The sequence below is a fragment of the Methylobacterium sp. UNCCL125 genome (assembly GCF_900116795.1).
GTDB lineage: Bacteria > Pseudomonadota > Alphaproteobacteria > Rhizobiales > Beijerinckiaceae > Methylobacterium > Methylobacterium fujisawaense.
The window spans coordinates 43,721-64,973 of sequence record NZ_FPBW01000022.1 but is presented as its reverse complement, the minus strand read 5'-3'; the positions used below and the strand labels follow the sequence as shown (position 1 = coordinate 64,973).

Annotated in this window: 21 protein-coding genes and 1 riboswitch; of the genes, 14 read left to right on the top strand and 7 right to left on the bottom strand. The window is 71.1% G+C overall.

Going from position 1 to position 21,253, the window contains the following annotated elements; genetic code table 11:
• The first annotated feature begins 110 nt into the window (after window positions 1-110).
• Window positions 111-1,070 carry an OmpA family protein gene (locus BM396_RS21770; protein WP_043384137.1) on the top strand — a complete coding sequence of 320 codons (960 nt, stop codon included), beginning with the start codon at window positions 111-113 and terminating at the stop codon, window positions 1,068-1,070.
• A 258-nt stretch (window positions 1,071-1,328) separates the two neighbouring features.
• Complete coding sequence (locus BM396_RS21765; RefSeq protein WP_043384032.1) at window positions 1,329-3,002, top strand: formate--tetrahydrofolate ligase; 1,674 nt, start codon at window positions 1,329-1,331, stop codon at window positions 3,000-3,002.
• 33 nt (window positions 3,003-3,035) lie between these two features.
• On the opposite strand, the gene BM396_RS21760 is transcribed toward BM396_RS21765, so the two are convergent.
• A complete protein-coding gene (locus BM396_RS21760; RefSeq protein ID WP_043384029.1) occupies window positions 3,036-4,403 on the bottom strand; it encodes an 8-oxoguanine deaminase in 1,368 nt (455 codons plus the stop codon).
• A 179-nt stretch (window positions 4,404-4,582) separates the two neighbouring features.
• On the opposite strand from BM396_RS21760, the gene BM396_RS21755 reads away from it, so the two are divergent.
• Both BM396_RS21755 and BM396_RS21750 read left to right on the top strand, forming a co-directional pair.
• Complete coding sequence (locus BM396_RS21755) at window positions 4,583-5,137, top strand: MarR family winged helix-turn-helix transcriptional regulator (RefSeq protein ID WP_043353328.1); 555 nt, start codon at window positions 4,583-4,585, stop codon at window positions 5,135-5,137.
• Window positions 5,128-5,841 (top strand): response regulator, encoded by a 714-nt coding sequence (locus BM396_RS21750; protein ID WP_085987680.1) that lies wholly within the window; start codon window positions 5,128-5,130, stop codon window positions 5,839-5,841. The genes BM396_RS21755 and BM396_RS21750 overlap by 10 nt, the downstream gene beginning before the upstream one ends.
• Before the next feature lie 16 nt (window positions 5,842-5,857).
• On the opposite strand, the gene BM396_RS21745 is transcribed toward BM396_RS21750, so the two are convergent.
• The 4 genes from BM396_RS21745 to BM396_RS21730 all read right to left on the bottom strand — a co-directional run bounded on the left by BM396_RS21745 (window position 5,858) and on the right by BM396_RS21730 (window position 8,219).
• Complete coding sequence (locus tag BM396_RS21745; protein WP_043353327.1) at window positions 5,858-6,094, bottom strand: hypothetical protein; 237 nt, start codon at window positions 6,092-6,094, stop codon at window positions 5,858-5,860.
• Window positions 6,095-6,196: 102 nt separating this feature from the next.
• Complete coding sequence (locus BM396_RS21740) at window positions 6,197-7,021, bottom strand: 2-keto-4-pentenoate hydratase (protein ID WP_043384026.1); 825 nt, start codon at window positions 7,019-7,021, stop codon at window positions 6,197-6,199.
• Window positions 7,022-7,049: 28 nt separating this feature from the next.
• Window positions 7,050-7,523, bottom strand: coding sequence for a VOC family protein (locus tag BM396_RS21735; RefSeq protein WP_043384134.1), 474 nt, complete (start codon window positions 7,521-7,523; stop codon window positions 7,050-7,052).
• 366 nt (window positions 7,524-7,889) lie between these two features.
• Complete coding sequence (locus BM396_RS21730; protein WP_043384130.1) at window positions 7,890-8,219, bottom strand: CsbD family protein; 330 nt, start codon at window positions 8,217-8,219, stop codon at window positions 7,890-7,892.
• 638 nt (window positions 8,220-8,857) lie between these two features.
• Between BM396_RS21730 and BM396_RS21725 the strand changes: the two genes are divergently transcribed.
• The 4 genes from BM396_RS21725 (at window position 8,858) to BM396_RS21710 (ending at window position 12,925) form a co-directional block, all read left to right on the top strand.
• On the top strand, window positions 8,858-9,607 hold the full coding sequence (locus BM396_RS21725; protein WP_043384023.1) for an SDR family oxidoreductase: 750 nt from the start codon (window positions 8,858-8,860) through the stop codon (window positions 9,605-9,607).
• Window positions 9,608-9,638: 31 nt separating this feature from the next.
• Window positions 9,639-10,055 (top strand): cupin domain-containing protein, encoded by a 417-nt coding sequence (locus tag BM396_RS21720; protein WP_043384020.1) that lies wholly within the window; start codon window positions 9,639-9,641, stop codon window positions 10,053-10,055.
• 61 nt (window positions 10,056-10,116) lie between these two features.
• Window positions 10,117-11,094 carry a sigma-70 family RNA polymerase sigma factor gene (locus tag BM396_RS21715; protein WP_051976113.1) on the top strand — a complete coding sequence of 326 codons (978 nt, stop codon included), beginning with the start codon at window positions 10,117-10,119 and terminating at the stop codon, window positions 11,092-11,094.
• A gap of 139 nt (window positions 11,095-11,233) precedes the next feature.
• Entirely contained in the window at window positions 11,234-12,925 is a 1,692-nt protein-coding gene (locus BM396_RS21710) for a methyl-accepting chemotaxis protein (protein WP_043384017.1), read from the top strand.
• A 336-nt stretch (window positions 12,926-13,261) separates the two neighbouring features.
• On the opposite strand, the gene BM396_RS21705 is transcribed toward BM396_RS21710, so the two are convergent.
• Both BM396_RS21705 and arsH read right to left on the bottom strand, forming a co-directional pair.
• A complete protein-coding gene (locus tag BM396_RS21705; protein WP_051976112.1) occupies window positions 13,262-14,683 on the bottom strand; it encodes a voltage-gated chloride channel family protein in 1,422 nt (473 codons plus the stop codon).
• Window positions 14,684-14,724: 41 nt separating this feature from the next.
• Window positions 14,725-14,797, bottom strand: a riboswitch (Fluoride riboswitch).
• Between the two features lie 217 nt (window positions 14,798-15,014).
• The gene (arsH, locus tag BM396_RS21700) at window positions 15,015-15,761 is read right to left on the bottom strand and encodes an arsenical resistance protein ArsH (protein WP_043353686.1); all 747 of its coding nucleotides are present in this window, start codon (window positions 15,759-15,761) and stop codon (window positions 15,015-15,017) included.
• 50 nt (window positions 15,762-15,811) lie between these two features.
• Between arsH and BM396_RS21695 the strand changes: the two genes are divergently transcribed.
• The 6 genes from BM396_RS21695 (at window position 15,812) to BM396_RS21670 (ending at window position 21,198) form a co-directional block, all read left to right on the top strand.
• Window positions 15,812-16,171, top strand: coding sequence for an ArsR/SmtB family transcription factor (locus BM396_RS21695; protein ID WP_043353685.1), 360 nt, complete (start codon window positions 15,812-15,814; stop codon window positions 16,169-16,171).
• The gene (arsC, locus tag BM396_RS21690) at window positions 16,164-16,601 is read left to right on the top strand and encodes an arsenate reductase (glutaredoxin) (RefSeq protein ID WP_043353683.1); all 438 of its coding nucleotides are present in this window, start codon (window positions 16,164-16,166) and stop codon (window positions 16,599-16,601) included. The genes BM396_RS21695 and arsC overlap by 8 nt, the downstream gene beginning before the upstream one ends.
• A gap of 34 nt (window positions 16,602-16,635) precedes the next feature.
• A complete protein-coding gene (locus BM396_RS21685; RefSeq protein WP_043384014.1) occupies window positions 16,636-17,931 on the top strand; it encodes an arsenic transporter in 1,296 nt (431 codons plus the stop codon).
• A 7-nt stretch (window positions 17,932-17,938) separates the two neighbouring features.
• Window positions 17,939-19,108 (top strand): MFS transporter, encoded by a 1,170-nt coding sequence (locus BM396_RS21680; RefSeq protein ID WP_043384011.1) that lies wholly within the window; start codon window positions 17,939-17,941, stop codon window positions 19,106-19,108.
• Between the two features lie 536 nt (window positions 19,109-19,644).
• The gene (locus BM396_RS21675; protein ID WP_236952735.1) at window positions 19,645-19,962 is read left to right on the top strand and encodes a hypothetical protein; all 318 of its coding nucleotides are present in this window, start codon (window positions 19,645-19,647) and stop codon (window positions 19,960-19,962) included.
• A 57-nt stretch (window positions 19,963-20,019) separates the two neighbouring features.
• Window positions 20,020-21,198, top strand: coding sequence for an efflux RND transporter periplasmic adaptor subunit (locus BM396_RS21670; RefSeq protein ID WP_051976111.1), 1,179 nt, complete (start codon window positions 20,020-20,022; stop codon window positions 21,196-21,198).
• Window positions 21,199-21,253 lie beyond the last annotated feature (55 nt).

Here is a 21,253-nt window from a genome sequence, read left to right as displayed (position 1 = left end):
AAAGCGCAAAGACGAACGGGATTCTCTTGGGGACCGTAGCTCAAGAGGCCTAATTGCCTGACGATCCGGGCCCGCTAGGCTCGCGCCTCCGCAACCTGTCGGAGTGGATCGTGAAAGCGCTGAAGCCGGTCTGGATCCTGCTGGCCCTCGCCTGTGCGGCATCCGGAATCCCGGCCGATCCTGCGAGCGCGCAGGACACGGTGTCCGGGCCGGCTGCGTCCATCCTGGAGGCCGTCCCCGTCTCGAACGCGCCGCTCGGCGGCTTTCCCTACTTCGCGCTCCCCGACGGCTACCAGCCGCTGAACCCGCCCGAGACCCGCGCTTTCGGGCATTTCCTGTTCTGGACCGGCACGGCGCTCCACGAGGTCGAGGGCAAGGTCTTCCTGTCCCTCATCGGCACCAAGGACGGCAAGACCTACGCATCCTATGAGCTGAAGAAGAATATCGAGGCCGTGCTGACACAGGCCGGCGGCCGGAAGATCGCCGACAGCAGGATCCCCGCCACCCTCACGGAGACGCTGCCCGAGGACATCCGGATCGGGATGTATGAGGGCCTGGGCAATGTCTACAACGAGCCGGTGCAGACCTGGGTGATCCGCCGGCCGGACCGGCAGATCTGGGTCCATTTCGTGCCCGGCAGCAACAACGCGGCCTGGACCATCCTGGAGACCAAGCCGTTTCTCCAGACCGCCGCCCTCCTGCCCGCCGAGCAGCTGAAGCAGGACCTCGACACGACGGGAAAGGCGGTGATCCAGGTCAACTTCGCCACCGACAGGACCGAGATCCTGCCGGCCTCCGCCCCGCAGATCGACGCGGTGGCGGGCCTGCTGCGGACGAATCCCGGCCTGCGGCTCGCGATCAACGGCCATACCGACGAGACCGGAGCCGCCGCGCACAACCAGGCCTTGTCCGACGGCCGTGCCAAGGCGGTCATGGCGAAGCTCGTCGCCGCCGGCGTCGCGAGGGATCGGCTGAAGGCCAGGGGCTTCGGGGCGTCCAGCCCGGTCGCCGCCAACGACAGCGCGGAGGGACGGGCGAAGAACCGGCGCGTCGAGCTGGTCAGGTTCTGACGGCAGAGGCGCCGATGGCAGGCCTCGACCGGGCGTCTCGCTGGTCCGGACCCACTCCGTGCGTCGGAGCTGGGGACGTCGGGGGCGACAAGAGTATTTTGTCCGCCATATCATAAAAATCGACGCGCATTTTCCCGGGCTTTGACGCACAGTGCGCAGCCGTTCGCGGGCGGCCAAGCCGCAGCCCGCACGGCAGGAGATTCGCACGGCAAGAGCCGGCGGGCGGGCATCGCGCCCGCGAGTCAGGGAGGAAGGCCCATGCCGTCAGATATCGAGATCGCCCGCGCCGCGACCCTGAAGCCGATCGCGCAGGTCGCCGAGAAGCTCGGCATCCCGGATGACGCGCTCCACAATTACGGCAAGCACATCGCCAAGATCGACCACGGCTACATCGCCGGGCTGGAGAGCCGGAAGCCCGGCAAGCTCGTGCTGGTCACGGCAATCTCCCCGACGCCCGCGGGCGAGGGCAAGACCACCACCACGGTGGGCCTGGGCGACGCCCTGAACCGCATCGGCGAGAAGACCATGATCTGCCTGCGCGAGCCGTCGCTCGGGCCGTGCTTCGGCATGAAGGGCGGCGCCGCCGGCGGCGGCAAGGCCCAGGTCGTGCCGATGGAGCAGATCAACCTGCACTTCACCGGCGACTTCCACGCCATCACGTCGGCCCACAGCCTCGCGGCCGCGCTGATCGACAACCACGTCTACTGGGCGAACGAGCTCAACATCGACGTGCGCCGCATCCACTGGCGCCGCGTCGTCGACATGAACGACCGGGCTTTGCGCCAGATCACCCAGTCGCTCGGCGGCGTCGCCAACGGCTTCCCCCGGGAGGACGGGTTCGACATCACGGTGGCCTCCGAGGTGATGGCGGTGTTCTGCCTCGCCAAGGACCTCGCCGACCTGGAGGAGCGCCTCGGCCGGATCGTGATCGCCGAGACCCGCGACCGCAAGCTCGTCACCCTCAAGGACGTGAAGGCCACCGGCGCCATGACGGTGCTGCTCAAGGACGCCCTGCAGCCCAACCTCGTGCAGACGCTCGAGGGCAACCCGGCGCTGATCCATGGCGGCCCCTTCGCCAACATCGCCCATGGCTGCAACTCGGTGATCGCCACACGGGCCGGCCTGCGGCTCGCCGACTACACGGTGACGGAGGCCGGGTTCGGCGCCGATCTCGGCGCCGAGAAGTTCCTCGACATCAAGTGCCGGCAGGCGGGGCTGACCCCCTCGGCCGTGGTGGTGGTGGCGACCATCCGCGCCCTCAAGATGCATGGCGGCGTCGACAAGAAGAACCTCGGGGCCGAGAACATCGACGCCCTGGAGAAGGGCTTCGCCAACCTCGCCCGGCACGTGACCAACCTGCGCGGCTTCGGCCTGCCGGTGGTGGTCGGCGTCAACCACTTCTACGCCGACACCGATGCCGAGCACGCCAAGCTCAAGGAACTGTGCCGCGAGCGGCTCGACGTCGAGGCGATCACCTGCCGCCACTGGGCGGAGGGCGGGGCCGGGGCCGAGGAGCTGGCCCGCGCGGTGGTGAAGCTCTCCGAGGCCGAGCCGGCGCCGATCCGCCACGCCTACGAGACGGAGAGCCGCCTCTCCGACAAGATCCGGGCGATCGCCACCAAGCTGTACGGGGCCGCCGACATCCAGATCGAGACGAAGGCTCAGGCCAAGCTCGCCACCTTCGAGAAGGACGGCTACGGAAACCTGCCGATCTGCATGGCCAAGACCCAGTACTCGTTCTCCACCGACCCGACCCTGATGGGCGCCCCCGAGGGCCACATCGTGGGCGTGCGCGACGTCCGGCTCTCGGCCGGCGCCGGCTTCGTGGTGGCGATCTGCGGGGAGATCATGACCATGCCGGGCCTGCCCCGGGTGCCCGCCGCCGACACGATCCGGCTGGACGCCAACGGGCAGATCGACGGGCTGTTCTGAGGATCACGCGCGGGGCGGGTCAGGGCTCGCCCTCTACACCGCTCCGAACAGGTCCACCGCCAGCCGGGAATGCGCCTCGCGCAGCATCCCGGTATCGACCCCGAGCGGCTGGCCGTCGATCACCCGCCAGCGGCCCGCCACCATCACCCGGTCGGCCCGGGTGGCGCCGCACAGGACCAGAGCCGCCAGCGGGTCGTGGGCGCCGGAGAAGCGCAGCTCGTCCAGGGTGAACAGGGCGAGGTCCGCCTCCCGGCCCGGCTCGATCCGGCCGATATCGGTGCGGCCGAGGCAGGCGGCCGAGCCCTCGGTGGCCCAGCGCAGGGCGTCGAGATGCGTCACGGCTTCCGCCCCGTAGGTGAGCCGGTTGATCATCAGGGCGTGGCGCACGCCCTCCATCAGGTTCGAGCTGTCGTTCGAGGCCGAGCCGTCGACACCGAGGCCCAAGGGCGAGCCCGCCGCCTCCAGCTCGCAGGTGCGGCAGCGGCCCGAGGCCAGGGTCATGTTCGAGGTCGGGCAGTGGCAGACGCCGACCCCGGCCTTGCCGAGCCGGGCGACCTCGGCATCGGTGAAGTGGATGCCGTGGGCGAGCCAGACCCGGTCGTTCAGCCAGCCGACCTCCTCGAGGTACTCCACCGGCCGGCAGCCGAACATCTGCTGGCAATAGGCGTCCTCGTCCAGCGTCTCGCCGAGATGGGTGTGCAGCCGGCTCCCGTGCCGGGCGGCGAGCGCCGCGCTCTCGCGCATCAGACGCCGGGTCACCGCGAAGGGCGAGCAGGGGGCGAGCGCGACCTGCACCATCGCGCCGGGGGCGGGGTCGTGGAACAGGTTCAGCACCCGCTCGCAATCCGAAAGAATCGTGTCGTCGTCCTGGGTCAGGCTCTCGGGCGGCAGCCCGCCCTCCCGGTCGGACAGGCTCATGGAGCCGCGGGTGATCGCGGCCCGGATCCCGAGGGCCCGGGCCTCCGCGACCTGGACGTCCATCGAATCCTCCAGCCCCTTCGGGAACAGGTAGTGATGGTCGCCCGCCGTGGTGCAGCCCGAGAGCAGCAGCTCGGTGAAGGCCACCTGCGTGGCGAGCCGGAACGCCTCCGGGGTGATCCGCCCCCAGACCGTGTAGAGCGCCTTCAGCCAGGGAAAGAGCGGCTTGTTGATCGCCAGCGGGTGGGCGCGGGTCAGCGTCTGGAAGGCGTGGTGATGGGTGTTGATCAGCCCCGGGATGACCACGTGGCGCGAGGCGTCGAAGGTCTCGTCCACGGGCGCGGCGGGTTTCGCGCCCGCCGCCACGCATTCGACGATCCGGGTGCCCGCCACGACGATCCCGCCCCCGGCGCCCTCGGCCAGGATGGCGCGCGGATCGCGGATCCAGAGGCGTCCCGGTCCCGGTTCAGCTGCCTCGGCCATGTCCGTCCGCTCCCGTCGATCGAGGATCCTGCGTAGCGGAGGGGCCGGACCGGCGGCAATCCCGCTTGAGGATCGCCGCCGGCCGGCGCCCCGGCCGGCCCGGTCAGGGTTGACGGGCCCGGGCCGCCTTGAGAAACGTCATGGGGACTGACCTATCACCCGTTGGGAGCGGCCGCGCCGTGACACGGACAGCCCCGCGCGAGGCGATCTTCGCGGCGAAACCCGTCCCGGGCGCCGCGCCGGCCGCCCTCGGCAGCGACGACCTGATCGAGCTTCTGTTCTTCGCCTACCGGGATTTCGTGGGCGATCCCGACCGGATCCTGGCCGCCTACGGCTTCGGCCGGGCCCACCACCGGGTGCTGCACTTCGTCGACCGCTATCCCGGCCTGACCATCGCCGAACTCCTCGACATCCTGCGCATCACCAAGCAGAGCCTGAACCGGGTGCTCAAGGACCTGATCGGGCAGGGCTACGTCGCGCAGAAGCCCGGTTCCAGCGACCGGCGCCAGCGCCTCCTCTACTGCACCGAGGCCGGCGCCCGTCTCGCGGCCGACCTCACGCGGGTCCAGGCCCGCCGCCTCGCCCGGGCGCTCGCGGCGCCGGATGCCCGGGGCTCCCCGGAGGACTTCCTGATGGCGATGATCGAGCCGGAGGACCGGCCGGCGGTCCAGCGCCTGATGGCGCGGCGCGGGGGCGGGAGCGACGGGCGCGTCGCCGGGGAGGAGTGCGCGTGAGCAATGCCGCCCGGGCCGACCTGCCCGACGAGGCGCCCCACGTCCTCGTGGTCGACGACGACCGCCGGCTGCGCGAATTGCTCGCCCGCTACCTCACCGACCAGGGCTTCCGGGTCACCGCCGCGGCGAGCGCCGCGGAGGCGCGGGCCCGGGCCCAGAGCGTCGTGTTCGACGCCATGGTCCTCGACGTGATGATGCCCGGCGAGAACGGCTTCGACTACGCCCGCAGCGTGCGCGAGACGTCGCGGGTGCCGATCCTGATGCTCACCGCCCGCTCCAACCCGAACGACCGGGTGATGGGGCTGGAGATCGGCGCGGACGATTACCTGCCCAAGCCCTTCGAGCCGCGGGAGCTGACGCTGCGGCTCAACAACATCATCAAGCGCAGCGCGCGGCCCCGCGCGGCGGCCGCCGAGGCGGTGACCTTCGGGCCGTTCGCGTTCCGGGTCGACCGGGGCGAGCTGCGCCGGGACGACGAGCTGATCCGCATCACCGAGCGCGAGCGCGAGATCCTGACGATCCTGGCGATGGCGGGCGGCGCCAATGTCGAGCGCGAGCAGCTCGCCGGCCCCGGCGGGGCCGCGGCGGAGCGCACCGTCGACGTGCAGATCAACCGCCTGCGCCGCAAGACCGAGGTCGACCCCGCCAATCCGGTCTTCCTGCAGACCGTGCGGGGCGTCGGCTACCGGCTCGCGGTGGATTGAGCCGGAACCGGGCGGCTCAGACCACCCGCGGCTCGTCGCGCTTCAGCTTGAGGGCCTTGGCGATCCGGGTGGACAGGCTGCCCACGACGGCGAGGGTGGCCGACGGGTCGACCAGAGGGCGGACGGCCTCCAGCGCCTCCGCGGCGCTGGGCTTCATCACCGCGTAGACCGTGGCGCCGGATGCCGGGCTGGAGCCCTGCACGGTGACGGAGACGAGGAAGGTCGTGTGGCGTCGCCGCAGGCGTCCAGGCATGGCTCAGCGTTTGGCATGTCGGCTAACCATCACCAATGCCAGAGTCCCGGAGCCGGCCCGGGAAACGACACGATCCTGGCACGATAACCCGTGCCGGGTCTTTCAGATCAGGGCAAGGTCGATGCCGGGAAGCCGCAGCCCGTCGAGCCGCGTGCTCCAGTGCTGGCCGGAGGCGACCGGAAGCGCGTCCGTCAGCGTGCCGGTTGTGACGACCGTGCCGGCTGCGAGCGGCGGGGCGACCGGATCGTTAGCCAGCGCATCGACCAAGTGCGCGAGGGCGGCGAGCGGTCCCGTCCCGAGGACGCTGCGGCCGCCGCCCCGGTCGGCGACGGCGCCGTCCCGCAGCAGGTCGACGGTGAAGCCCGCGAGGTCGCCGATCCAGCCGCGCCGCGCGGCCGCCGGAACCGGCACCCGCTCGCCCACCACCAGCAACCCGTGCAGCCCGAAGGCCGCCACGGTGTCGGGCGCCGCGAAGCGCCAGCCCGGATAGAGCGACTGCACGATCTCGAAGCCGCTCGCGGCCCAGTCGAGGCAGGCGATCAGCGCCTCGGCATCCATGCCGGGTTCCGGCGCGCGTGCCAGACCGAACACGATCTCCGGCTCGATCCGGGGCTCGACGAAGGCCGCGAGGGGCACCGGTCCGCCCAGGGCGGCCCGGTCGCGCAGGGTCGTGTCGTAGACATGCCCCCAGATCGGCGCCCGGACGCCGTACCGCTCCCACAGGGTCGTGTTGGTGAAGCCGATCTTGTAGCCGACATTCCGCTCGCCGCGCCCGGCACGCAGGCTCCGGATCGCCTCGGCGACCCGGTAGGCCGCCGGCAGGTCGAAGGTCGGATCCCAGCCGGTCAGCGGTGCGATGGGGCGGCGATGCTCGTGCGCGGCCAGGATGGTGCGCGCGTGGGCCGCGGCGGATATCGGCTCGGTCATCGGCAACAGGGTCCAGGCCGACGCGACGTCATCCGCGCCGGGCCGCCTCGATCGCGGCGACGTCGATCTTCCCCATGGTCATCATGGCCGTGAATGCGCGCCGGGCCTCCGCGCCGCCGGCCGCCAGCGCGGCGGTGAGCACGCGTGGCGTGATCTGCCACGCGATGCCCCAGCGATCCTTGCACCAGCCGCAGGCGCTCTCCTGCCCGCCATTGTCGACGATGGCGGTCCAGAGCCGGTCCGTCTCCGCCTGGTCGTCCGTGGCGATCTGGAACGAGAAGGCCTCGCTGTGCCGGAAGGCGGGACCGCCGTTCAGGCCGATGCACGGGATGCCGGCCACCGTGAACGCCACCGTCAGCACGTCCCCCGCCTTGCCCGACGGGTAATCGGCCGGTGCCCGGTAAACCGCGCCCATGGCGCTGTCCGGAAAGGTCGCGACGTAGAATCGGGCGGCCGCCTCGGCCTCCGTGTCGTACCAGAGGCAGATCGTGGCCTTGGGAATTTCGCTCTCGCCGAGCGCGTTCCGGGCGTCCTGATCCTCGGCGACCACGCTGGCCATTGCGGTGCCTCCCTTGCCGTTCCCGTGCCATGCCGACGCGCGGGCCTCGCCGCCGGCCGACAGGGGCCGCGGCACGCCCCCATACAACCATGAGATGTCGACCCGGCAAAGACCGACACGCGGGACCGGCCGGTCGGGTTGGCCGCACGGATTTGCGTCGCGGCGCGATCGACCGCGCGGGGACCGTTTTGCCCGGCGCCGTGGAGGCCCGGCCGGGACGCGGGCCGATCATCGGCCGCGCGGGGCCCCGCCTGGGAGATCCGCGAGTGCCACGCCGCCGACGGTGTCGGTGCGAGCGGGCGTCGCGGCTCAGAGCTTGCTGACGAGCAAGCCCAGACCGAAGCCCGCGAGCCCGGCGACGAGCAAGGAAGCGTGGGGCCAGGCGACGGAGGTCTGGTGACCTTCCCACGCGTAGGCACGGCTCCGGTCATAGGCCTCCGCGGCGTGGTCCGAGATCTCGTTGGCCGCGTGCCGGACCGCGTCCTTGGCCTGACCGTAGAGGTTCTCGGCGGTGCCCTGCGCTTCGCGGAGCCGGCCCTCGATCGCATCGCGGTTCGAACCGGCGAGGTCGCCAACCGAGCCCTGAACCGTGCCGCCGAACGCGCGCGCGGCCCCCGTGATCCTGTCCGTGTCGATCATCGCGCTGCCCTTCACATCCTGTCTCGGGCTGGCATCGGCTGCGGTCTCGCAAGCCCGACGCCCACCCTCTCGCGACGGGTGCAACGGCGGCCTCCTCCAAGCGTTCCGGCGAGCGGTCCAGTCCAGTGGGTCCAGGCTTCCGCCACGGACCCTGGCCATTCCGGGATGGCGCGCTGTCCCGTCGGGGTCGCGCGGAAGGCGATATCGGCTGAGCCGCACGCGACGCCGGCGCGGACGCCTTCAATCGGGACCCTGTGCGGATCGGCGGTTTGGTCGGAGGCGCGGACGTCGCCGAGCCGGCGAAGGGCGTCGGAGGCCGTCCGGTCGCCCGCGGGCGCATCTGTGCCGGCACCGACACGGTCGGCGAGACCGTCACGGGACTGGCCGGGACTGGCCAGGACTGTCCGCTGGAACGCCCTCCGGGTCGGCTTGATGGGGGAGGCCCGGATCGACCCCGTGACGCTCAGCCCGGAGGGGGGCTGGCGTCCGGTCGTGGCCATGGACGGCGTCCCACGCGGCGGCATCGCCTTTTTCTCCGACGGCATGTCACATCCCGCGTCGTCCCCTCGTCTTGACGTCGAACGAGCGCCTCAGCGGCACCCCGCCGCGCCGCCCGGTTCACGCAGGAGACGCGCGTCATGAAGATGGTTGTGATCGGCGGGAGCGGGTTGATCGGCAGGCAGTTGACCGCCGAACTCGGCCGCAGGGGACACGAAGCCGTCGCCGCCTCCCCGCGGACGGGCGTCGACGCCCTGACGGGTGAGGGGCTCGCCGAGGTTCTCGTCGGCGCCGAGGTCGTGGTCGACGTCGCGAACGCACCGTCCTTCGAGGATGCGGCGGTGCTCAATTTCTTCGAGCGGTCGAGCCGCAACCTCCTGGCCGCCGCGCGTCGGGCCGGCGTGACGCACCATGTCGCCCTCTCGATCGTCGGCACGGATCGCCTGGACGGGAACGGATACTTCCGGGCGAAGGTCGCGCAGGAGCGGCTGATCGTGGCGTCCGGCCTGCCCTACACGATCGTTCGTGCAACCCAGTTCTTCGAGTTCGTCGCCACGATCACCGCGGCGTCGGTCGTAGGCGATCGCATCGTCGTCCCCGACGCCGATTTCCAGCCCATCGCCGCCGCCGACGTCGCGGCCGCGCTGGCGGACGTCGCCGTCCACGAGCCCCGCAGCCGGACGATCGAGATCGCCGGACCGGACAGGCTGCCCTTCCGCGACTTCGTCGCCCGATGCGCCGCCGCCGCCGGCGACCGCCGGGCGGTGTCGGCCGACCGCGGCGCACGGTATTTCGGCGCCGCGCTGGAGAAGGGCTCGCTCGTTCCCGAGGATGCTGCCGCGGCGCGCCTCGGATCCACGCGCTTCGCGACTTGGCTCGCGACCGTCTGACGGCCTCCCTCACCACGCTGGACGAACCCCCATGGTCAAAGCACTCATCCTCTCCGCTTGCCTGGCCGGCTTCGCGCTCCCGGTCGGGGCGGCGGAGCTGCGGGCCGGCGAGGCCCGCGTCACGACGATCTTCGACCACCCCCTGCCGGGCATCCCCGGCAAGAGTCTGCGCGGCGTCCTCGTCGCGTACGGGCCGGGCGGGTCCTCCCCCGCCCACAGGCATGCGCGCTCCGCCTTCATCACCGCGACGGTGATCGAGGGCGCGATCCGCAGCCGCATCAACGACGGGCCTGAGCAGATCTTCCGGGTCGGCGAGAGCTTCGTGGAGCAGCCGGGCGACCACCACGCCGTGAGCGCCAATGCCAGCGCCACGGAGCCGTCCCGCCTTCTCGCGGTGTTCGTCGTCGACACGGACGACCGCGACCTGACCGTGCCGGACCGGCGGTGACACCCCCTCCGGCCGCGTGCGAGGATCCCCGGGTCTCGCCATCGCTCCGCAGACAGATCCCATGCCGCCGACCGACACGCAGACCGACGCGGCGACCGCCACCTTCGAGGCCCATCGTCCGCGCCTCCTGCGCATCGCCTACCGCATGCTCGGCTCCCGCAGCGAGGCCGAGGACATGGTGCAGGACACGTGGCTGCGCTGGATCGCGGCGGATCGGGGCGCGGTCGCGGCCCCGTATCCGTTTCTGGCCCGCATCGTGACCCGGCTCTGCCTCGACCAGATGAAGTCGGCCCGCGCCCGCCGGGAGACCTATGTCGGCGCCTGGCTGCCGGAGCCCCTGGTCGAGACGGGGGAGGACGGCGTGGACGAGGACGATCTCACGCTGACGCTGATGATGGCGCTGGAACGCCTCTCGCCCCTCGAGCGCGCAGCCTTCCTGCTCCACGACGTGTTCGGCATCCCGCTCGGCGAGGTGGCGGACACGCTTGATCGGGAGGCGGCCGCCGTGCGTCAGCTCGCGGTGCGCGCCCGCCGGAACGTGCAGTCCGCACGGCCGCGCTTTCCCGTGGCGCGGGAGGAGGGCGAACGGATCGCCCACGCCTTCTTCGCGGCCTCCGCCAGCGGGGACATCGCGACCCTGCGCACGCTGCTCGCGGAGGACGTGGTGCTCTGCTCGGACGGCGGCGGCAAGGTCCTGGCCTTTCCCAACCCCATCGTCGGGTCGGAGCGCCTGCTCCGTCTCTTCGCGGGCGTCCGGCGCAAATGGGGGCCCGAGCGGGCCGCGCTGGTCGCGCCGGTCTGGATCGACGGATTGCCGGGATACATCAGCCGGGAACGCGGCGATCTCCTTCAGACGACCGCGCTCGCCATCGAGAACGGTCGGATCGCCGCCCTCTACATCACCCGCAACCCCGACAAGCTCCGCCATGTGCTCCGTCAGGTCCTGCCGCCTGTGGCGGGCGCAGCCGGCACCGGGCCGCATGCGGAGCCGCAACCGCGCGGATCCGGGGAGCGGCGCCCGGGAGGGGCGGTTCCTTGACCGCATCGCCGAGAGCGGCCGCGCATCCGCCCGGCCCCGAGGCCCCCGGAATCGCGCTGGCTCTCTCCGCATCACGGAAACTTGAACCGAAATTTAATCGTGTTCGTTGACGTTTCGCCTGATGCACACAGGTGGAACCATGTCCTTGCTCTCCAACGCTAAAATATTGACAAAGCTGTCAGCGGTCATCGTGCTTATCGGTGGAGTGATCGGTGGCTGTATTTGGTTTGCGCAGGCGCGGATCGGCCAGATCGATAAGGCCTACAGTTCTTTCATCGATCGCGATGCGAAGGCGGTTGCAACGGCGCGTCGCCTGAATCGCAGCGTCTTCGAGATGAATTACTGGGTGTATCGCATCCTCGCTGAGACAGACGAAGCTCAGATGAAGGTGGCCAACACTGGATTCGACGACGCCATCCCCACCCTGACAAAGGCTCTGGCCGACCTGCGCCGACTCGCGCCGGATTTTGGCGCGCGCATCGACGAGCAGGCGGCCCGTATCCATCAGTTCGTCCAGCAGGTCTCCGAGGTTCGCCAGCTCTGCCTGGCGGGCCGGAACGCCGAGGCCCTCGCGCTGGTCCATCGTACGATCGACCCGACCTTCGTCGCCATGGTGCAGGGCAGTTCGAAGCTCGGGAACGACATCGATGGCGCGATGGAGAAGGGCTCGGCCGAACTGACCGAGCAGACCAACGCCACCCGCATCTCCCTGGTGTCGTTCAGCGCGCTCGGCTTGCTGGTCGGGCTCGCTGCGGCCGCCCTCGTGACGATCGTCGGCATCACGCGCCCGCTCGGCAGATTGGTCGTCGTCCTGCGACGCATGGCGCAAGGGGAGATCGAGGCGGAGATCCGGGAGGCTGGCCGGGGCGACGAGATCGGCGCGGTCGGCCGGGCAGTGGAGGGGATCAAGGCCCTGGTCGCCCGCAAGGCCGCCGAGGAGGCCGAGGTCAAGCGGCTGGCCGACGCGGCCGCGGCCCAGGCGCGCCGGCGCACCATGATCGAACTCGCCGACGGGTTCGAGCGGGCGGTCGGCGGCGTCGTCGGCATGGTCTCGTCCTCGGCCACGGAGCTGCAGGCCACCGCCCGGCAGATGACTGCCACCGCCCAGGAGACGGCCTCGCAATCCACCACCGTGGCGGCCGCCGCGGAAGAGGCCGCCGCCAACGTCCAGACCGTGGCGGCCGCCGCGGAGGAGCTGGGCTCGTCGGTGCAGGAGATCGGCCGGCAGGTCACCGGCTCGGCCCGGCTCGCGCAATCGGCGGTGGGCGAGGCCGACCAGACCGCCGCCCTGGTCCAGGCGCTCAGCCAGACCGCCGCCCGGATCGGCGACATGGTCGGGATGATCTCCGGGATCGCCGGGCAGACCAACCTGCTGGCGCTCAACGCCACGATCGAGGCGGCGCGGGCCGGCGCCGCGGGGCGGGGCTTTGCGGTGGTGGCTGCCGAGGTGAAGGCGCTGGCCGAGCAGACCGCCAAGGCGACCGAGGAGATCGCCCGGCAGATCGGCGCGGTGCAGGAGGTGACCGGGCAGGCCGTGACGGCGATCGGCGGGATCACCGGGCGGATCCGGGAGATCGACGGCGTGGCGACCTCGATCGCCGCGGCGGTGGAGCAGCAGGGGGCGGCGACGCAGGAGATCGTGCGCAACGTGGCGCAGGCCTCGACCGGCACCACCGCGGTGACCGGCACCATCGCGGGCGTCGCGCAGGCCTCCGAGGAGACCGGCGCCGCGGCCAGCCAGGTGCTCGCCTCCGCGTCCGAACTCTCGCGCCAGTCCGAGCATCTCGGTGCCGAGGTCGCCCGCTTCCTCGCAACCGTCCGCGCCGCCTGACGAGCCCCTGGCCGGATCCTCCCGGTCCGCCCTCCCGGCGCGGGCCGGCTCCGCCGCTTGCGGGCCGGCCCGACGGCGGTGCAGGGGCAGGGCGCGGATTGCGGGGGCCGGGTGGCGCCCATTGAGACCGGGGCGTCCTCGGCCGACGGCCTTGAGCAGGCCGTCGGCCTTCGCCTGCACGACCCGTTCCCGGCAGAGGGGCCTGGAGCCCCCCAGGGAACGGGCTTGGCGTGGTCCAGCCCTGTCGGCGCGCGTCGTCGGCGCGCGTCATGGAGATGCCCGCACCATCCCGATCCCGGCCGGGACGACCGGACGCGTCGAAGCCCTGGGGCGCACCTATCTGTCGGGGGCCGACACGGGGGCCGACACGGGGGCCGACACGGGGGCCGGCGCGGTCAGCCGGGCCGCGCGGTGCGTGCGTGCATGGCGCAGGGTGGCGTCCGGCGGCAGGGTGCCCACGGAAACCTTCGGGACGGCGATGCGCTGGGACAGGTAGATGCCGCTGTGCCCGGAGCACAGGTAGGCCAGGAAGCAGGCGGTCGCGATGTAGACGCCGTGCGTGGCGCCGAACAGCTCGATACCCATCAGCGTGCAGGCCAGCGGCGTGTTGGCCGCTCCGGCAAACACGGCGACGAACCCGAGGCCGGCCAGGAGATCCACCGGCGCCCCCAGCACCCCGGCCAGCGCGTTGCCGAGGGCCGCGCCGATGAAGAACAGCGGCGTGACCTCGCCGCCCTTGAACCCGGCGCTCAGGGTGACGACCGTGAACAGCATCTTGAGCGCCCAGCTCCAGGGATGCACCTCCGGACCGAAGAAGCGGGCGATGGTCAGCCCGTGCGGATCCGCCGACCAGACGCCCAGTCCCAGGTAATCCCGCGTGCCACAGAGGTAGACCAGGGCGATCACCGCGAGGCCGCCCGCCACGGGGCGGAGGGGCGCGAAGGCGATGACCCGCTTGCACCATCCGCCGAGCATGTGGTTCGCCTCGGCGAACACCAGGCCGGCCAGTCCGAAGGCCACGCCTGCCACCGCGACCTTGGCCAGGAGCAGCGGCTCGACCATGTGCGTGCCGACGGCTCCGGCGTGGTCGTCGATACGGTAGGCCCCGTGTTCGATGCCCCACAGCTGACAGGTCCAGTCGCCGACCACGGCCGCGACGAGGCAGGGCACGAGGGCCGCATATTCGACGCGTCCGACAGCGAGGACCTCGAGCGCGAAGACCGCGCCGGCCAGTGGCGTACCGAAGACGGCGCCGAACCCCGCGGCGATCCCGGCCATCAGCATGATCCGGAAGCTCGGCGCATCCAGGCGGACCGCCTTGCCGAAGGCGCTTGCGAGGCTGCCGCCCAGTTGGACGGCCGTGCCTTCGCGGCCCGCCGATCCGCCGAACAGATGCGTGACCACCGTGCCGAGGAAGATCAGCGGCGCCATGCGCAGGGGCACGCCGCCCCCGGGCACATGGATCTGCTCGACGATGAGGTTGTTGCCGCCCTCCACGGACTGGCCGAAGCGATGGTAGAGCAGCCCGATAGCCAAGCCGCCGAGCGGCAGGAGAAACAGCAGCCCGGGATAGGCGAAGCGCGCCCGGGTGGCCGCATCGAGGCTCCAGAGGAAGGCCGCGCACAGGGAGCCCACGGCGGCGGCCATGGGCAGCAGAATCAGGATCCAGCGCGCGACCGAGACGGCATGATCGTGCCGCGTGCGGACAAAGGCCGCTACGTTGAAGCGTGTGAACAGATTTTGGAAGGTTGCGCGCATGACATCCCCTTGATGCGATGCCGCAAGACTTTGCGGGATCGCAAGAAGTAGGAGTCATCAGCCTGACGGCGGTTCGGCCTTGATGGCCCGGCAGACACCATTGCCGTCCTCGAGAGATACGGGACCCCTCCGAACCGCGTCAAGGCCCTTCGTGCAGGCCTGCGGCGTCCGGGGGGCGAACCCGTCGCTCCCCCGAGGGTGGACGCGGAGACAGCGGATCCGGTCGGCCCTCGGGGCGCCGGGACCCGCACAGACCTGCCCCACGGGCGGCCGGTCGCCGCCGCGATCACGACGGCGCCCGCGTGGACGGTCGCATCGGCGGCGGTGTGTCTCAGCGCTTCACAAAGCCGATGTCGGCGGCCACGGCGCTCAGCCGCTCCGGCGCGCGCTCCTTCCGCTCGCTGTATCGGTCGACGAGGTCGTCGGCCCGCTCCCGGGTCAGCAGCGTGAACTTCATCAGCTCCTCGCACACGTCCACGACGCGCTCGTAGAGCGGCCCCGGCTTCATCCGGCCGGCCTCGTCGAACTCCTTGTAGGCCATCGGGACCGACGACTGGTTCGGGATCGTGATCATCCGCATCCAGCGGCCGAGAATCCGCAGGCTGTTCACGGCGTTGAAGCTCTGCGAGCCGCCGGACACCTGCATCACGGCCAGCGTGCGGCCCTGGGTCGGCCGCACGCTGCCTTCGGAGAGCGGCAGCCAGTCGATCTGGCTTTTCATCACGCCGGTCAGCGTGCCGTGCCGCTCCGGCGACACCCACACTTGGCCCTCGGACCAGATCGAGAGGTCGCGCAGCTCCTGCACCTTCGGATGATCGGCGGTCGTGTCGTCGGGCAGGGGCAGGCCGTGCGCGTCGTAGATCCGCACCTCGCCGCCCATGGCTTCCAGGAGCCGGGCGGCCTCGTAGGCGAGGAAGCGGCTGAACGAGCGCTCCCGCAGGGAGCCGTAGAGGATCAGGAACCGGGGGGCGTGGGTGAGCGGCTTGACCGCCTCCAGGCGCGCGCGGGTCGGCACCACGAAATGCGCGGCGCTCAGGTTCGGCAGGCCATCGGTGAAAGGCTGGCGCGGCTTGTCCAAGGTTCAGCTTTCTTGTACGTTCAAAGAGTGATTTGAAGATTGTAACGAATATGGACGAGCCGCAAGCCCTCGCCGCCTTCGCGGCCCTCGCCCAGGAGCACCGTCTGCGCCTGGTGCGGGTGCTCGTGACCGCCGGCCCGGACGGGCTGGCCTCCGGCGTGCTGGCTGAGGCGGTGGGCGTCTCCGCCGCCACCGTGTCCCATCATCTCAAGGAACTGAGCCACGCGGGCCTGGTCGCATCGCGGCGCGCGGGCCGCTCGATCATCTACAGCGCCGCCTACCCGGCGCTGTCCGGCCTGATCGCCTTCCTGATGAAAGATTGCTGCCAGGGCCGCCCGGAGGTCTGCACCCCGGCGATGGCCGCCCTGGCACCCTGCTGCCCCGCCCTTGGAGAGACCGCCCATGCCTGAGCCGTTCGACGTCGTGATCTACCACAACCCCGAATGCGGCACGTCCCGCAACACCCTCGCGATGATCCGCAACGCCGGCATCGAGCCGCACGTGATCGAGTACCTCAAAACCCCGCCCGCGCGGGCGCTGCTGGTGCAGCTCCTGGCCCGCGCCGGTCTGTCGGTGCGTGCGGTGCTGCGGGAGAGCGGCACGCCGTTCGCGGAGCTGAACCTCGGCGATCCCGCGCTGACGGATGCGCAGCTCCTGGACGCCATCGCGGCGCACCCGATCCTCCTCAACCGCCCGCTGGTGGTCACGCCCAAGGGCGTGCGCCTGTGCCGACCGTCGGAAGCCGTGCTCGATCTTCTGCCGGTGCAGCAGGGCGAGTTCGTCAAGGAAGACGGTGAGCGGGTCGTGGACGAGCACGGCCGCCGCGTCGCCACGGCCTGAGCCTCACACCGATCCATAAGACGAAAACGCCCGGATGCTCGCGCTCGCCATTTTTCTTGCCACCCTCGTGTTCGTCATCTGGCAGCCCAGGGGCCTCGGGATCGGATGGAGCGCACTGGCCGGCGCGGGGGTCGCTCTCGCCGCGGGCGTGATCCATCCGGGCGACATTCCGGTGGTCTGGCATGTCGTCTGGGACGCCACGTTCACCTTCGTGGCGCTCATCATCCTCTCCCTGCTGCTCGATGAGGCCGGGTTCTTCCATTGGGCGGCCCTGCACATCGCCCGCTGGGGCGGCGGCCGGGGCCGGCGGCTGTTCCCGCTGGTCGTGCTCCTCGGCGCGGCCATCGCGGCGGTGTTCGCCAACGACGGCGCGGCGCTGCTGCTGACGCCGATCGTGCTGGCGATCCTGCTCCGGCTCGATTTCAAGCCGGCGGCGGCCCTGGCGTTCATCGTCGCCTGCGGGTTCGTGGCGGACAGCACCTCCCTGCCGCTGGTGATCTCCAACCTGGTCAACATCGTCTCCGCCAACTTCTTCGCCGTGACCTTCGGCCGGTACGCCGCCGTGATGGTGCCGGTGAACTTGGTGTCCCTGGCGGCGACGCTGCTGGTGCTGTGGGCCTATTTCCGGCGCGACGTGCCGGAAGCCTACCCGGTCGATGCCCTCGAACGCCCGGCCGACGCGATCCGCGATCCGCTGGTGTTCCGGGCGGCGTTCCCGCTGCTCGGCGTGCTGCTCGCCGCCTACTTCGTCACCGCGCCGTTCGGGGTGCCGGTGTCGGCCGTCACCTGCGCCGGCGCGGCGGTGCTCCTGCTGCTCGCCAACCGGGGCGGGATCATCCCGATCCGCAAGGTGCTGACCGGCGCCCCCTGGCAGATCGTGCTGTTCAGCCTCGGCATGTACCTCGTGGTCTACGGCCTCCGGAACGCCGGCCTGACCGACGCGCTGGCGAAGGGCCTGGTCTGGCTCGCCGGCCACGGCCCGTGGGCCGCCACCATCGGCACCGGCTTTGCCGCCGCGATCCTGTCGTCGCTGATGAACAACATGCCGAGCGTGCTGATCGGGGCGCTCGCGATCGAGCGGGCGCCGGACCTGTCGCCGCTGACCCGCGAGCTGATGGTCTACGCCAACGTGATCGGCTGCGACCTCGGGCCGAAGTTCACGCCGATCGGCAGCCTCGCCACCCTGCTCTGGCTGCATGTCCTGGACAGCAAGGGCCAGAGGATCACCTGGGGCCAGTACATGAAGGTCGGTCTGGTCATCACCCCGCCCGTGCTGCTGGCCACGCTGCTGGCGCTGGCGGCCTGGCTGCCGCTGCTCGGTCCCCGGTAGGCCGCGCGTGTCCGGGGGGAGGCGCTGGCCGGTGATCTCCGCCCTCGGCGTGATCGAGATCCTCGCCTGGGGGTCCTCGTTCTACCTGCCCGCCGTGCTCGCCGGCCCGGTGGCGGAGAGCACCGGCTGGCCGCTGGCCTGGGTGGTCGGCGGTCTGTCCCTCGGGCTCCTCGTTGCCGCGTTCGCCGCGCCGCATGTCGGGGCGGCGATCCACCGCCACGGCGGCCGTCCGGTTCTGGCGCTGGCGGCGCTGCTGCTGGCGGCCGGCCTGATCACGCTGGCCGCCGCGCCGGTCCTGCCGGTCTACCTGGCCGGCTGGCTTCTGCTGGGGCTCGGCATGGGCTGCGGCCTGTACGATCCGGCCTTCGCCACCCTCGGGCGCCTCTACGGGGCGGCGGCACGGCCGGCGATCACCACCCTGACCCTGTGGGGCGGGTTCGCCAGCACCGTGTGCTGGCCGCTCTCGGCGTTCCTGGTCGCGCAGGTCGGCTGGCGGGGCGCCTGCCTCGCCTATGCCGGCCTGCATCTCGGGGTCACGCTGCCGCTGGTGCTCCTGCTGATCCCGAACCCGCCGGCGGCGGCGGCGGAGCACCGCGCGGCGCGCACCGGCCCTCTGTCCGCCGCCGAGCGGCGGGCGTTCCGGCTGTTCGCCGGGGTGCTGGTCCTCGGCGGCGCGATCATGGCGCTGGTGTCGGTGCATCTGCTGACGCTGCTGCAGGCGCAGGGCGTGGCGCTGGCGTCCGCCGTGTCCTACGCGGCGCTGATCGGCCCGGCGCAGGTCGGCGCCCGCATCGTGGAGATGTCGTTCGAAGGGCGGCATCACCCGCTCTGGACTCTCACCGCCGCCCTGGGCCTGGTGGCGCTGGGTTTGGTGCTGCTGGCCCTGAGGCTGCCGGGCGTCGGGATCTGGCTGGTGCTCTACGGCGGCGGCAACGGGATCTATTCGATCGCGCGGGGCACGGTGCCCTTGGCCCTGTTCGGTCCGGTGCGCTACCCGCTGGTGGTCGGCCGCCTGGCGCGGCCGGGGCTGGTCGCGCAGGCGCTCGCCCCGCCGGCCGGCGCGTTCGTGCTGACCCAGGCCAGCCCGGAGGCCCTGTTGTGGCTCTTGCTCGCCCTGAGCCTCGCCAATCTCGGGCTGGTCGGCGCGCTGTGGCATCTCCACCGCGCGGAGCGGTGAGACGGCGGCCAAGCCGACAGGCAGGGGATCGCGACACCGGCCCCGTCCCGCCGGCCGACGGGAGGGGGGATCGCGCGACCGCGACGAACCCTGCATGTTCGGCTGTTCGGGGCTCGGTCCATCGTCCCACTCCGCCGGGTCCAAGATCGGCCGATCCCCTCGCCTTGGCGGCGCCCGTCTTTCACAGGTGAATCATCGCGGGCCGTCGATCCTGGGCGCGCCGAAATACCGTGATGCAGGTGTATCGTTGGGTCTGTTGCTGTCCCGTATCGGTTGGGACGTTTAAATAAGACGTAAATACATCGTGTGCCCGATCTGACGGGGGATCGCGGGATTCGGTAGTCCGCCTTGGTTGATAACAATTTTTGAGGCCATGGCTCAGCTGCGAAATGTGCTATCGATAGAGCACAGGCGACCGAATCGGGCCCGTTTGCGCATCGAACCTGTATTGTCGCAGGGCGGGGCATCTGTGTTGGGCCGCCAAAGTCAGGATCGACCGGGTTGTCCGGTTGGCGCGCTGCGCGGGTGTGTCGATCATGATGTTTGCCGTTCCTGCCCTGCTGATGGAGCTGGCGTTGGCGACGCCGGTCTCGGACACGATGCCGGTCTTCGACGTTCACGGCAGCTGCCGGGCGGCGACGCAGCAGATGACCCTCGATGCCGGCCGGCAGAAGCTCTGCCTCGAGGATGAGGGGTCGGCGCGGGCCGAGGTCGAAAAAAAGTGGTCCAGCTACCCGGCCGGTGACCGGACACGCTGCGCGGCGGAAGCGCAACTCGACGGCCTGCCCAGCTATGTCGATCTGCTCGAATGCCTGACCCTCGCCCGGGAAGCCAAGGCCGAGGATGGTCAGTAGCCGCGGCAGGACCGAGGCCAAAGACCATCCGTAACGATCTCAGGTTGAGGGCCGGCCGTGCCGATCGTGCTGCAGCTTCCCGGATCCGTCCGTCTTCTCGCCCTCGCGGCCATCGCCGGATGCGCCGCCGGTTGCCGCGATTCGAACCAGTACGTCCCGCCACCGCCGCCCGGCGTCTCGGTCTCGCAGCCGGTCGTGCGCACGGTGACGCGCTACTTCGAACTCACCGGCAACACCAAGGCGTTCGCGGCCGTCGATCTCGAGGCGCGGGTCCAGGGCTTTCTGGAGGCGATCACCTACAAGGACGGCGCCGTGGTGAAGGCGGGCGCGCCGCTCTTCGCCATCCAGCGCAACACCTACGAGGCGCAGCTCAAGCAGGCGCAGGGCGCCCTGGCGGCGCAGCAGGCCGCCCTGGCGAACGCCCAGTCCGAATATCAGCGCCAATCCACGCTGGGGCGGCAGGAATTCGCCTCGCAGGCCCGGGTCGAGGACGCGAAGACCAAGCAGGACCAAGCCAGCGCCGCCGTCATGGAGGCGCAGGCCAACCTCGACATCGCCACCATCAACCTCGGCTACACGCAGGTCTCCGCGCCCTTCGACGGCGTGGTCACCAACCACCTGGCGGATGTCGGGGCGCTCGTCGGCATCAGCGGGCCGACCAAGCTGGCGCAGCTCGTCCGCATCGATCCGCTCTACGTCTACTTCAACGTCAGCGAGCAGCAGGTGCTGCTGGTCAAGCAGCACCTGCGCGCGACGCAGCAGCCGCTGGGCGATCTGGCCAAGATACCGGTGGAGATCGGCCTGCAGACCGAGACCGGCTATCCGCATACCGGCCGGCTCGACTACCTCGCGCCGCAGGTCGATCCGTCCACCGGCACCCTGCTGGCCCGGGCGCTCATCGAGAACGGCGATCACGCGCTCCTCCCGGGCCTGTTCGTGCGGGTCCGGATCCCGGTCGGCCGCGACGACAAGGCGCTGCTGGTCCGCGACGACGCCATCGGGACGAACCAGCAGGGCAGCTACGTGCTCACGGTCGGGGCCGACAACACGGTCGCGCAGCGGGTGGTGACGCTCGGGGCGCGGGACGGGCGGTACCGGGTGATCGAGGCGGGGCTCGCCCCCGGCGACTGGGTCGTCACGGACGGCATCCAGCGAGCCATCCCCGGGGCCAAGGTCGCACCCCAGAAGTCGGCGGTGGCCGAGGCCTCCCCAAGCCCGGCGCCGCTTCAGCGGTGAGACACCGGCCGGTGCGCCCGGCCGAGCCCGCGAGACCGATGGTCCAGGGCACCGA